Source organism: Haloferax sp. KTX1 (assembly GCF_902410085.1).
In the GTDB taxonomy this organism is placed as follows: domain Archaea; phylum Halobacteriota; class Halobacteria; order Halobacteriales; family Haloferacaceae; genus Haloferax; species Haloferax massiliensis.
This window is the reverse complement of record NZ_CABPRH010000002.1, coordinates 15,590-27,798: the sequence shown is the minus strand read 5'-3', so window position 1 is coordinate 27,798 and position 12,209 is coordinate 15,590. Positions and strand designations below refer to the sequence as shown.

The 12,209-nt window shown below is 65.1% G+C and carries 14 protein-coding genes and 1 tRNA gene; 11 read left to right on the top strand and 4 right to left on the bottom strand.

The features are described 5' to 3' along the window. The first annotated feature begins 126 nt into the window (after positions 1-126). The 6 genes from FY251_RS04335 (at position 127) to FY251_RS04310 (ending at position 6,285) form a co-directional block, all read left to right on the top strand. A complete protein-coding gene (locus FY251_RS04335; RefSeq protein ID WP_148413629.1) occupies positions 127-2,310 on the top strand; it encodes an elongation factor EF-2 in 2,184 nt (727 codons plus the stop codon). Positions 2,311-2,673: 363 nt separating this feature from the next. Beyond that, positions 2,674-3,243 (top strand): amino acid-binding protein, encoded by a 570-nt coding sequence (locus FY251_RS04330; RefSeq protein ID WP_148413628.1) that lies wholly within the window; start codon positions 2,674-2,676, stop codon positions 3,241-3,243. Beyond that, complete coding sequence (locus FY251_RS04325; protein ID WP_148413627.1) at positions 3,240-4,193, top strand: homoserine dehydrogenase; 954 nt, start codon at positions 3,240-3,242, stop codon at positions 4,191-4,193. The genes FY251_RS04330 and FY251_RS04325 overlap by 4 nt, the downstream gene beginning before the upstream one ends. Before the next feature lie 191 nt (positions 4,194-4,384). Continuing rightward, on the top strand, positions 4,385-5,650 hold the full coding sequence (gene tuf, locus FY251_RS04320; RefSeq protein WP_042663874.1) for a translation elongation factor EF-1 subunit alpha: 1,266 nt from the start codon (positions 4,385-4,387) through the stop codon (positions 5,648-5,650). A 2-nt stretch (positions 5,651-5,652) separates the two neighbouring features. After that, a complete protein-coding gene (rpsJ, locus tag FY251_RS04315; protein ID WP_004044563.1) occupies positions 5,653-5,961 on the top strand; it encodes a 30S ribosomal protein S10 in 309 nt (102 codons plus the stop codon). A gap of 252 nt (positions 5,962-6,213) precedes the next feature. Next, a tRNA-Ala gene (locus FY251_RS04310) sits at positions 6,214-6,285 on the top strand. Between the two features lie 452 nt (positions 6,286-6,737). Here FY251_RS04310 and FY251_RS04305 read toward each other — a convergent pair. After that, entirely contained in the window at positions 6,738-7,169 is a 432-nt protein-coding gene (locus FY251_RS04305; RefSeq protein ID WP_148413626.1) for a hypothetical protein, read from the bottom strand. A gap of 173 nt (positions 7,170-7,342) precedes the next feature. Here FY251_RS04305 and FY251_RS04300 point away from each other — a divergent pair, with 173 nt between their 5' ends. The 3 genes from FY251_RS04300 to FY251_RS04290 all read left to right on the top strand — a co-directional run bounded on the left by FY251_RS04300 (position 7,343) and on the right by FY251_RS04290 (position 8,353). Continuing rightward, on the top strand, positions 7,343-7,543 hold the full coding sequence (locus tag FY251_RS04300; protein ID WP_148413625.1) for a hypothetical protein: 201 nt from the start codon (positions 7,343-7,345) through the stop codon (positions 7,541-7,543). Between the two features lie 100 nt (positions 7,544-7,643). Beyond that, positions 7,644-8,018, top strand: coding sequence for a hypothetical protein (locus FY251_RS04295; protein ID WP_148413624.1), 375 nt, complete (start codon positions 7,644-7,646; stop codon positions 8,016-8,018). Between the two features lie 95 nt (positions 8,019-8,113). After that, positions 8,114-8,353, top strand: coding sequence for a hypothetical protein (locus FY251_RS04290; protein ID WP_042663886.1), 240 nt, complete (start codon positions 8,114-8,116; stop codon positions 8,351-8,353). Between the two features lie 150 nt (positions 8,354-8,503). Here FY251_RS04290 and FY251_RS04285 read toward each other — a convergent pair whose 3' ends face one another. Continuing rightward, positions 8,504-9,823 carry a ribonuclease R family protein gene (locus FY251_RS04285; RefSeq protein ID WP_148413623.1) on the bottom strand — a complete coding sequence of 440 codons (1,320 nt, stop codon included), beginning with the start codon at positions 9,821-9,823 and terminating at the stop codon, positions 8,504-8,506. A 120-nt stretch (positions 9,824-9,943) separates the two neighbouring features. Beyond that, the gene (locus FY251_RS04280) at positions 9,944-10,246 is read right to left on the bottom strand and encodes a hypothetical protein (protein WP_148413622.1); all 303 of its coding nucleotides are present in this window, start codon (positions 10,244-10,246) and stop codon (positions 9,944-9,946) included. 195 nt (positions 10,247-10,441) lie between these two features. Here FY251_RS04280 and FY251_RS04275 point away from each other — a divergent pair, with 195 nt between their 5' ends. After that, on the top strand, positions 10,442-10,921 hold the full coding sequence (locus FY251_RS04275; RefSeq protein WP_148413621.1) for an RNA-binding protein: 480 nt from the start codon (positions 10,442-10,444) through the stop codon (positions 10,919-10,921). A 46-nt stretch (positions 10,922-10,967) separates the two neighbouring features. Here FY251_RS04275 and FY251_RS04270 read toward each other — a convergent pair whose 3' ends face one another. Further along, positions 10,968-11,654: a DUF1028 domain-containing protein gene (locus FY251_RS04270; protein WP_148413620.1), complete on the bottom strand. Its 687-nt coding sequence runs from the start codon at positions 11,652-11,654 to the stop codon at positions 10,968-10,970. Between the two features lie 141 nt (positions 11,655-11,795). Here FY251_RS04270 and sepF point away from each other — a divergent pair, with 141 nt between their 5' ends. Next, the gene (sepF, locus tag FY251_RS04265; RefSeq protein WP_148413619.1) at positions 11,796-12,152 is read left to right on the top strand and encodes a cell division protein SepF; all 357 of its coding nucleotides are present in this window, start codon (positions 11,796-11,798) and stop codon (positions 12,150-12,152) included. The last annotated feature ends 57 nt before the right edge of the window (positions 12,153-12,209 follow it).

Here is a 12,209-nt window from a genome sequence, read left to right as displayed (position 1 = left end):
CCGGCGGACAGTCTCGGGTATCGTGACAAAAATGCTCATACCCCGGCGGTAGGGCGGCTGAAAATGGGAAATCCGCTCGGCAAAAACACTACTCTTTTGACCCTCCTGCCGGTAGACCCCTGTATAATGGGCCGACGAAAGAAGATCGTCCAGGAATGTGAGAAACTGATGGACAAGCCGGAGCAGATCCGGAACATCGCCATCGCCGCTCACGTCGACCACGGTAAGACGACCCTCTCCGACAACCTCCTCGCGGGCGCGGGCATGATCTCTGACGAGACTGCCGGCCAGCAGCTCGCGATGGACACGAAGGAAGACGAACAGGAACGCGGCATCACCATCGACGCCGCGAACGTCTCGATGACCCACGAATGGGAAGGCGAGAACCACCTCATCAACCTCATCGACACGCCGGGCCACGTCGACTTCGGTGGCGACGTGACGCGCGCGATGCGCGCCGTCGACGGCGCGCTCGTCGTCGTCGACGCCGTCGAGGGTGCCATGCCGCAGACCGAGACGGTCCTGCGTCAGGCGCTCCGAGAGGGCGTCAAGCCGGCGCTTTTCATCAACAAGGTCGACCGCCTCATCAACGAGCTGCAGGAAGGTCCCGAGGAGATGCAGAAGCGCCTCGTCGACGTCATCTCCGACGTCAACGAACTCATCCGCGGGATGACCGAGGAGAAGGACTACGACTGGACGGTCTCCGTCGAAGACGGGACCGTCGCCTTCGGGTCCGCCCTCTACAAGTGGGGCGTCTCCATGCCGTCGATGGAGGAGACCGGCATCTCCTTCGGCGACATCATGGAACTCGAACGCGGTGGCGACCGCCAGGAACTCCACGAGCGTACGCCGCTTTCGGACGTCGTCCTCGACATGGTCGCGGAGCACTTCCCCAACCCGCTCGACGCCCAGCCCCGTCGTATCCCGACGGTCTGGCGCGGTGACTCCGAGTCCGACCTCGCGCGCCAGATGCGCGAGGTCGACGACGACGGCGAAGTCGTCTTCATGGCGACCGACATCTCGATGGACCCCCACGCGGGCGAAATCGCGACGGGTCGCCTCTTCTCCGGTACCATCCGCAAGGGCCAGGAGCTCTACGTCTCCGGGACCGCGGGCAAGAACCGCGTCCAGTCCGTCGGTGTGTTCATGGGCGGCGAGCGCGAGGAGCTCGACCGCGGCGTCCCCGCGGGGAACATCGCGGCCGTCACGGGCCTCCGTGACGCCATCGCCGGTTCCACCGTCTCCTCCGTCGAGATGACGCCGTTCGAGTCCATCGAGCACATCTCCGAGCCTGTCATCACGAAGTCCGTCGAGGCAGAGCGCATGGACGACCTGCCGAAGCTCATCCAGACGCTCCAGCAGGTCGCGAAGGAAGACCCGACCATCCGCATCGAGATCAACGAGGACACGGGCGAGCACCTCATCTCCGGTCAGGGCGAGCTCCACCTCGAAGTCATCACCCAGCGCATCCGCGACAACCAGGGCATTCCGGTCCGCACCGGTGAGCCGATTGTCGTCTACCGCGAGCAGGTCCAGGGCCAGTCCCACGAGGTCGAGGGCGTCTCCCCGAACCGCCACAACAAGTTCTACATCACGGCGGAACCCCTCTCGCAGGACATCGTCGACTCCATCAAGCTCGGCGAAATCTCGATGGACATGCCCGAACTGGAGCGCCGCGAGGCGCTGCAGGAAGCCGGCATGGACAAGGACACGTCCCAGAACGTCGAACACATCCACGGGACGAACATCCTCATCGACGACACGAAGGGTATCCAGCACCTCAACGAGACGATGGAACTCGTCATCGAGGGTCTCGAAGAGGCGCTCGACGACGGTCCGCTCGCCGCGGAGCCCGTCCAGGGGACGCTCCTGCGCCTCCACGACGCGCGACTCCACGAGGACACCATCCACCGCGGTCCCGCCCAGGTCATCCCTGCGACGCGCGACGCGGTCCACCGCTCGCTCATCGCGGGTCAGGTGAAGCTCCTCGAACCCATCCAGAACGTCCGCATCGACGTCGCCTCCGAATACATGGGCTCGGCCTCCGGCGAGATTCAGGGTCGCCGCGGCCGCGTCGACGACATGTATCAGGAAGGTGACCTCATGGTCATCGAGGGCATCGCGCCCGTCGAAGAGATGATCGGCTTCTCGTCGGACATCCGTTCGGCCACGGAAGGCCGCGCCTCCTGGAACACGGAGAACGCCGGCTTCCGCGTGCTCTCGGACAACCTCCAGCGCGAGAAGATCATGGAGATCCGCGAGCGCAAGGGCATGAAGCTCGAACTCTCGCAGGCTATCGACTACATCTAAGCGCGACCGTCGCGCCTTCTTTCGTTTTTTCACCCGGGCAGCCATAGCCCCGGTTCGTCGGCCCGTCTTCGCGTCGCCGCAGGCCGGTTCCCGTGTCGCCGCCGGCGTCTCTCTCGTCTCGTCGCTACGCGACCGACTCGCCGCTCCCCGTCGCGCTCGCGGTCGACCGCCGTCCGTGACACATGCCAGCACGCCCTCGGCGTCGGCAAACCGTGTCGGCTGCGAAGGCTTATACCGCGTGGCCGAATCACGGGTAGATATGCGTAAGGGCACGTCTCTCGACTCCTGGCGCGACGACGCGAAACCACGACCGAGCCGCGCGTCGCGGACAACAGCGTCGGGACGGCCCGCGGGGGTGGGGCGATGAGCGCACAGGACCTCGACGGCGGGAACGACGCCGAGGCCGACGGGAGCGGCGAGATGCCGAAACCGCACACGATTCGGCTCGAACTCGCCGACGAGCCCGGACAGCTTCTCGCCGCGCTCGAACCCATCTCCGACAACGGCGGTAACCTGCTTTCTATCTTCCACGAGCGGGGGAATCTGACCCCGCGCGGACACATCCCCGTGGAGGTCGACCTCGAATGCCCGCCCGACCGCTTCGAGCGAATCGTCGACGCGCTCCGCGACGCCGGCGTCAACGTCATCCGCGCCGGCGCGGAGCACTTCGGCGAGGAGGTGATGGTCATCCTCGTGGGTGACACCGTCGACTCCGACCTCTCGGACACGCTCCACCGTATCGAGTCCTCGGCTGACGCGACGCTTCAGGACCTGTCGCTGTCCGCCCGCGAGGGGACCGACGAGGCGTCGAGCGCCCGGCTCCGACTCGCGGTCCGCTCCGGCCGCGTCGACGAGACGCTCGCGGTCGTTCGCGACCTCGCCGCCGAGAAGGGACTGCACGTCGTCGAACCGCTCGCGGAGGGGGCCCAATGAGCCTCAGACTCGCCGTGCTCGGCGCGGGCGCGGTCGGCGGCTCGGTGCTCGACCTCGCGGGCGACTACGGCCACGACGTCGTCGCGTTCGCGGACTCGTCGTCCTCGGTGGCCGACCCCGCCGGACTCGACCCGAGCGCGGTCCACGACCGCAAGGAACGCGAGGGCGTGGTCGGCGACGCGGACCCCGCGGCGGTGTTCGACGCCGACTACGACGTGCTGGTGGAGGCGACGCCGACGACGCTCGGCGACGCCGAACCCGGCTTCTCGCACGTCGAGCGCGCCTTGGGCGACGACCGCCACGTCGTCTTGGCGAACAAAGGTCCGGTCGCCGAGCGCTACGCGGACCTGCGCGCGCTCGAAGCCGAAAGCGAGGGGACCGTCCAGTTCGAGGCGGCCGTCGGCGGCGCGATTCCCATCCTCTCGACCATCTCGGACCTCGGCGCGCCGCACGTGACCGCCGCGCGCGGCGTGCTGAACGGGACGGCGAACTTCATCCTCTCGCGGATGGCCGCCGAGGGACTCGACTACGAGCACGTGCTCGCGGAGGCGCAGGACCTCGGCGTCGCGGAGGCCGACCCGACCTTCGACGTCGACGGCATCGACGCCGCGCTGAAGTTCGTCATCCTCGCGAACGTCCTCTCTGACGGCGAGACGGAGTACGCGCTCGACGACGCCGCGGTCGAGGGTATCCGCAACGTCCCGGGGACGGCGCTCGACCTCGCCGCCGAGGACGGCCGGACGGTCCGCCTCATCGGCGAGGCGACCGCCGACGGGGTTCGCGTGGCGCCGCGGCTGATTCCGCAGGGCTCCGCGCTGTCGGTCACGGGCACGCAGAACATCGTCCAGTTGGAGACCAAACACGCGGGGCAACTGAACATCAGCGGCCGCGGCGCGGGCGGTCCCGAGACGGCGACGGCCGTTCTGTCCGACGTGTCTCGCCTCGAATAGGCCGGGAGACAGCCTGTGCCCCTCGTTTTCTTTGACAGTCGACCTCGACCGGCCGTTCCGTTTCCGCGACCGTGGTATGGTTCCGCAAATCGCAGTACGGCGGTTAGACGGCCCGTAGCGCGTATCGAAATCGTTTTAGGGGTTTCAGCAAAAACATTCCCCACAGAGCGCCTTAGCGCGTGAACACACCAATGAGCGACAAACCCCACCAGAACCTGGCCATTATCGGCCACGTCGACCACGGTAAGAGTACGCTCGTCGGCCGACTCCTGTTCGAGACCGGCTCCGTCCCGGAGCACGTCATCGAGCAGCACCGAGAGGAAGCCGAGGAGAAGGGCAAGGGCGGATTCGAATTCGCCTACGTCATGGACAACCTCGCCGAAGAGCGCGAGCGCGGTGTCACCATCGACATCGCCCACCAGGAGTTCGACACGGACGAGTTCTACTTCACCATCGTCGACTGTCCTGGCCACCGCGACTTCGTGAAGAACATGATCACCGGTGCTTCGCAGGCTGACAACGCGGTTCTCGTCGTCGCCGCCGACGACGGTGTCGCGCCGCAGACCCGCGAGCACGTCTTCCTCGCCCGCACCCTGGGCATCGGCGAACTCATCATCGCGGTCAACAAGATGGACGTCGTCGACTACAGCGAAGACAAGTACACGGACGTCAAGGAGCAGGTCAACAAGCTCCTCAAGCAGGTCCGCTTCAACTCCGACGACGCGACCTACGTCCCGATTTCGGCCTTCGAGGGCGACAACATCGCCGAGCGCTCCGACAACACGTCGTGGTACGACGGCGACATCCTCCTCGAAGCGCTCAACAACCTGCCGGCACCGCAGCCGCCGACGGACGCGCCGCTGCGCCTGCCCATCCAGGACGTCTACACCATCTCCGGCATCGGTACGGTCCCGGTCGGCCGTATCGAGACGGGTACCCTCAACCCCGGCGACAACGTGAGCTTCCAGCCCTCTGACGTCGGCGGCGAGGTCAAGACCGTCGAGATGCACCACGAGGAAGTCGACCAGGCCGGACCTGGCGACAACGTCGGTTTCAACGTTCGTGGCGTCGGCAAGGACGACATCCGCCGCGGCGACGTCTGTGGCCCGGCTGACGACCCGCCGAAGGTCGCCGAGACGTTCAAGGCGCAGGTCGTCGTCATGCAGCACCCCTCGGTCATCACCGCTGGCTACACGCCGGTCTTCCACGCCCACACGGCGCAGGTCGCGTGTACCATCGAGTCGATCGACCAGAAGCTCGACCCCGCGTCGGGCGAGGTTGCTGAGGAGAACCCGGACTTCATCAAGTCCGGCGACGCCGCTATCGTGACCGTCCGTCCGCAGAAGCCGCTCAGCATCGAGCCGTCCTCCGAGATTCCGGAGCTCGGCAGCTTCGCTGTCCGTGACATGGGTCAGACCATCGCGGCCGGCAAAGTGCTCGAAGTCAACGAGCGATAACGATGCAACAGGCACGCGTTCGGCTCGCCGGCACGAGTCCGGAAGACCTCGACGATATCTGCGACGACGTCCGCGAGATCGCGAACAAGACGGGCGTCAACCTCAGCGGGCCGATCCCGCTGCCCACGAAAACGCTCGAAGTCCCCGCCCGCAAATCGCCTGACGGTGAGGGGACGGCGACGTGGGAGCACTGGGAGATGCGCGTCCACAAGCGTCTCATCGACCTCGACGCTGACGAACGCGCTCTGCGCCAGCTGATGCGCGTTCAGGTTCCGAACGACGTCAGCATCGAGATCGTCCTCGAAGACTAACGACGGCGCTGTCCGGACCTACGGACCGCCCGTTCGTGACGGCCCGCCCGTCACACTCGCGGCTGTCGAGGCGCGCGTCCGGAGGACTCTGCCTCCGAGCTGACCTTCAGCGCTAAGGCGCGTGTCATCTCACTTCCGTTCGACGCGCGAGCAGACGTCCGCAGAATCGCCCGACGGAACGGGATGCTATCGCATGCCCGGCCGCGGACAAAACATAGGGTATAAGTGTATCCCACGACTCCGTGGGAATGAGGGCTCGTAGATCAGTGGCAGATCGCTTCCTTCGCAAGGAAGAGGCCCGGGGTTCAAATCCCCGCGAGTCCACTACCATTTTCGCGACGCAACCCAGCGAGTCGTAACTTAGGGGTCCGACGAGTCACTACTGCGTTGCGGACAGATGCACGTCCAGTTTCTCATTTCTGTCCCATGCCGAGTTGATATGCCACGAAGTACGTACTGAACATTGATATGAGAAGTACGGTGCAGAACGTGCTTAGAAAATAGAAGAGTTCAACGATTGAATTTGGTGAGTTGACACCAAGAAACCGTGATACGACCGCAGAGAATCCAATAGGGGGTAGCGAAATAATTATCAGTCCAAATTTACTGGACCATGCGCTGGACCGCCCCTGCATGAAGTCTTTTGGAGGGGATTCCATACTATAATCACACGCAAAGAAATGTTTTAAAATTATCATATACGTCTCACGGACTGAGCTACTGCTATTTTCGTGACGCCACCCACCGTGACGAATACTGAGCTGTAGCGTTCGCGGCTACACAATCGCGACCCGAACGAAGTACCACTCTCCCTCGTACCGGACGAGTTCGGGTCGGTCAGAATCGCTGAACGCGAACGGATTCTCCTCGTCGGGCCCGAACGTAACTCGGCCGTCAATCGCGTCCCGAAACACCGCTTTCCGCGATTCGGAGAGGTTCTCGAAGCGGACGGTTTTGTTATCGGGCCACGTCTCGACTCGACTTCCGTTCTCCAGTTTCGAGACTGAGACGAACTCGGTCCCGTACGCCGGGTCGCCGGCCGTCGGCGTCTCGTTGGTTGGCGTTGAGTTGTCAGTCGGTATCGGGGTGGTCGTTAGCGTGGTCGTCGGTGTTCCGTCGGTCGTCGTCGCAGTTGAACTGGGGCCACCGGCACAGCCGGCGACGAGGAGGACACAGAGAACCAACCTGACGCGCCAAGCGAGGGCCATTCGTCAATCTGATGTTGAACTGGCGACAAGTAAGTGTATGGCGTCTGTGGTGGCTGTCGCCTTTAGTCGTAGTTGGCTTCGTGGTGTACGCGTTCATCTACCAAGGTACCGGAACCGACTACCACGCCCGTTCTGACACAAGACTTTCAGCAACTACACGTCAAGAGTGACCAGTGTTCGAGACACCGGCGTCGGTCCAGGGGTACGGACCGGTCATCGCGGTCTTTTGGGTTTACGTTCTCCTCACGCTCGGGGTTACGCTGGGCCTCCGTCAGTTCGGTCTCCCGGATGAAGCGACGCTGTACGTCGTTCTTGGAGTCGGACTCGTCCTTCTCAAACCGTTCGTCCCGCTGTTCAAGCGGTACTCTCCGTAGCGTCATCGACTATCGAGCGGGCCCTTCACTTCCGCCGAACCCGACACTTTCACTCCGCTCATGGCGGACCCTCTTACCGTCTCGCTCCGAGGGCGTCGGTATGGAAACACGACGAGGCGATCCCCCGTCGGACCCGACGGCCCTCTTTCGAGCCATCGTTTCGAAACTCCGCGAGACGCGCCGCGGGGTCCACCAACACCGGATGGCGCAGGCGCTCCTCCAGAGAGACGCCAACGGCTCGCGGCTGGTCGGACTCGACGCGGCCACCGAGCGGGCGGTCTTTTTCAATCCCGCGTCGCGGACGCTCGAACTGATACCGTTCGACCGCGAGGGGACCCACGAGGAGCGCGCGGAGGTGTTGTCGCGTCGGCTGAGCGACCCGTCGTCGTGGGTCGAAGCCAACGCCGCGGGACTGTCGTGGGTTCACCCGCACTTCCGGTGGGTCTGCGGGTTGGACGACGCGGGGCAGTCGTGAGTCAAGAATCGTGAGCCGTATTCGTGAGTCGCGTCTAACCGCGGTCGGTGTCCGACCGTGAAGAATTATACGCACGCCCCGCGCACAACACGTTCATGAACGACGAGGAACTCGACGAACTCCGGTCGTCGCTCACGCCCTACGAGTCCAGCGGCGGCGTCACCACCTACCAGAACACCGTCTCTATCGCCTGTCCGGCGTGCGAGAAGCCGTTCGACGACTTGGTCGTCTGCGAGAACGACTACAACAGCCTCGAACTGAGCATGCTGCTCGACCTCTGTGTGACACAACACGACGGCGACGTGCTGCTGTTCACGCACAAACAGGAGGAGTAGACGGTCGCGGCGAGGGAGCGAAGGCCACCGTTTCGACACCTCGGTTAGTCGAATCTGTCGCTCTGCGGTCGGCTCGTCGGCATCGGCTGGTGGACTCCTGTCGGCGCTGTCCGTCAAAAACGAGTCGGTCGAACGGGAGCGACCGCGCGGTTACTCGCGCGGCGGGAGGCCGTTTTCGTCGATGACCTCGCCGTCGTCGTCGACGGTGACGATACCGCGGTTGTTGACCGCGTAGGGGTCCAAGCCGACCTCTTGGAGGAACTGCTTGTAGAGCCGCTCGGCCGTCTCGGCGTCCTTCTGCCGGTCCGAGGCGCGGTCGCAGAGTTCGACGAGGTCCTCGGGCACGTCGTTCTCGTGGACGATCCAGTGGTTGATGAGGTCCGACAGCCGCCGGATGGGCGAGGTGAAGTGGCCGTAGATGTCGAAGTTGAGCGCGTAGTGGCCGCCGAAGGGGTCGTTCATGTACTTCGCGCGGGGCATCACCTTCAGCACGGCGCGCTGAATCTTGTTGAGCGTGCGGGAGTTCGCGCTCTCCAAGGCGTCGTTGACGGCCTTTCGGGGTTCGTCCCACGACGTGGACTGGATGCTCACGCCGTCGAGCTCGGTGATTTCGCGGAGCGCCTTGTCCCACTGGTCGGGGGTCGGTTGCGGGTGGACGCGGTACATCGCCTCGACGCCGCGGTTCCACATGAGTTCGTGCGTGACGGCCTTGTTCGCCTTCAGCATGCACTCCTCGATGATGGTGTGGGCGCGGTCCCGGCTCGGGTTGAGGACCAGCGAGCCGTCTTCCTTGCGCTGTTCGTGGAGTTGGTCGGCGAGGTCGAAGACGAGGGAGTTCTCCTCGTGGAGGGGGAGGCCGGGGTCTTCCAGCCGGTTTTCACACTGCGTGTAGGTGAGCCGTTCGTTGGAGTGGATGACGGACTTGTAGATGTCGATGGTCTCGAACGAGAGCGTGTCCTTCTTGATCTCCATCTCGACGGTGTGGGCGAGGCGGTCCTCCTCGGGGACGAGAGAACAGACTGTCTCGGCCAGCGCCGGCGGGAGCATGTGGATGGTGTAGGCGGGGAGGTAGACGGTGTTGCCGCGCTTGACGGCCTCGGCCCACATCTCAGAGCCGGGATGGACGTAGTGGGTCACGTCGGCGATGTGGACCCACAGCGTGTACGTCTCCTCGTTCTCGCGGATGCTCAGGGCGTCGTCGAAGTCCTGGGCGTCGACGGGGTCGGTCGTCCACGTCGTGAGGTCTCGGAGGTCTTTGCGGTGTTCGAGCTCGTCTTCGATCTCCTCGTGGACGCCGTCGGTGCGCGCACGCGCCTCCGAGAGGACTTCCGGTGGGAACGCGTCACGAATCTCGAACTCCTCGAACAGGTCCTCGCGCTTGTTCTGGAGGTGTCGCGCGAGTTCGGCGTCTATCTCCACCGGTCCTTGCCCTTCGGCGGTCCCGGCGTACGCCTGCGCGTCGTCTGACATAGCCCCGACTAGACGGGGCAGGGAGAAATGAGTGTCGGGCACGAGCCGCGACGGACGAGAATTGATATCACTCGTCAGCGCGCGTTTGCGCGAACCGGCGACGGGCCGACGAACCCGTCTTCAGCGCCCGCGCTCGCCGGGGGACTCGTACCGCTCTTTGACCGCGTCGAAGTAGCGAAGCAGGAACTCCTCGTTGGTGATGCCGTGTTCTTCGATGTCGACGAGGAGGCCTTCGAGCTCCTCGCGGGGCTGGTGACAGAGTCCGCGGTAACAGGACTTACAGAGGTGTTCGAACCGCTTGCCGTGTCGTTCCCAGCGGTTCCCCTCTTTGTCGTACTCGCGCGCCGCCGACCGGAGGACCGCGTCACCGCATGCGATGCACACGACGCGCTTCCGGTCCCGGTTCGTCCGGGAGCGCCACATATCGTTGGTGTGGACCCAATCGTACTTAGCAGTTTACCCCGACACAGTCTGACGCGCGTCGGACGCCGGTTCGGCTCGGTTCGCCTCGCGGCGGTCGGTCGTCAGTCGTCAGCGGTCGGTCGCCGGCAGTCGGTCGCCGCCGCCCACTCGACGCGGAGCGGTCGATTTATCGGCCGCGAGCGTCCACGACCCGGTATGAAGGTCAAGTCCCGCCACCACCTCCGAAGCGACGAGATCGACGCGCTGTGCGACTCCATCGAATCGTCCCTCGGCGTCGCCCTCGACGGCGACGCGTTCGAGGCGGTCGAGTTCGCCGACGCCGACTACGAGGTCGTCCTCGTCGACGGCGAGCCGGCGGTCATGTACGTCGACGACCAGCCGTTTCTCACGGTCAAGGGTGCGAACCAGTTCCCGCCGACGACGAACGTCGTCACGGTCGACGCGGGCGCGGTCTCGTTCGTCTCCGGCGGGGCCGACGTGATGCGCCCCGGCATCACCGAGGCCGACGACACCATCGAGGCGGGCGACCTGGTCGTCATCGCGGAGGAGACCCACGGCAAGGTGCTCGCCGTGGGTCGCGCGCTCGAAGACGGGGCCGACCTCGTCGGCGACTCCGGCAAGGTCGTCGAGTCAATCCACCACGTCGGCGACGACCTCTTCGAGTTCTCGGTCTGAGCCCGCGGTCGCAGGACTCGGCGCACGCCGTGTGCGCTCCGCTCGGCTACGCTTCTGCGTACTTCTCCAGCGCCGCCTCGTACCCCTCCCGCGCCATCGAGAACGTCTCGCGCAGGTCGCGCAGCGGCGTCTCCGTCGCGTCGACCCGGAGGTCGTTGTAGTACGGGTTTAGCTCGCGGTCCTCGGTGGAGGTCACGACGACCGCCGCGCTCTGGATAGCGAGGTCGTCGCGCTTGTCGCCGCCCGCGGCGTGCCCCGCGCCGAGCGCGTCGATGAGTCGCTTCGCGAGCGGTTCGTCGCTGTCGCCGTCGCGATTCCGCTCGTAGGCGTCGGCGGCGGCCTCGACGACTTCCTCTCCCGTGAGCAGGTTGCCCGCGACGGTGTAGTCGTCGCCCTCGCGGTGGCCCGCCCAGCCGAGGCAGTCGTCGCCGGTGAAGGCGAACGTCCCCTCGGGGCCGACGCCGTGAAGCTGTCGCTCCGCGCGGCCGTCGTCGGCGTTCAACAGCGCCCGCAGGGCGTCGTCGACGGCGAGACCGTCTTCGAGGTAGTCCATGCCCTTCTCCCCGAGCTCGACGTTCGTCAGCGCCTGTGTCGCCACCGCGCCGTGTTCGCTTGCGAACGGGCAGAGGGCCCCGACGCCCGGAAGCCGGGTCGTCACGGCGACGCCGAAGCGGTGCTGGTCGTCGCCGTCGGCGTCGGCGTACGGCTCGCGGACGCAGATGCTGAAAGTCATCGTGTTCGTCTCCCCCCGCGCGCCGCGGGGTAAAAACACCCCGCGAAACGGCGCGGCCGGCGCGCGTCGAGCCGAGAAATGTCTGCGTTTCGACAGTCGTCTGACGTAAGAACTAACCCCGTTGTGGCCTCTCTACGTCCTATGGGTATCATGAGTAAGATTCTCGGTGGTGGTGGTTCCCGAACGACCGAGGACTACGTCGAACTCGACCTCGACGACTTCGACACCGCTCGCGGCGACGCCGGTCTCTCGGTTCACATCGCCGAGATCGGCGGCCAGCAGGACGTTATCGCCATCAAGGACGCCGTCTACGACGGCAATCTGGTCATCGCGGACATCACCCGCCACACGACCTCCGACAACACGATGGAACACATCATCGACGACCTCCGGCAGGTCGCGCGCGAGGTCGACGGCGACATCGTCCAGAAGGGCGACGACCAGATCGTCATCACGCCGACGGGCATCTCCATCTCGCGACAGAAGCTCAACAGCTGACGCCGGCGGACGACATCTCCCTTCCACTCCGATTTCTCCCCGACTCGCGGACGCGAG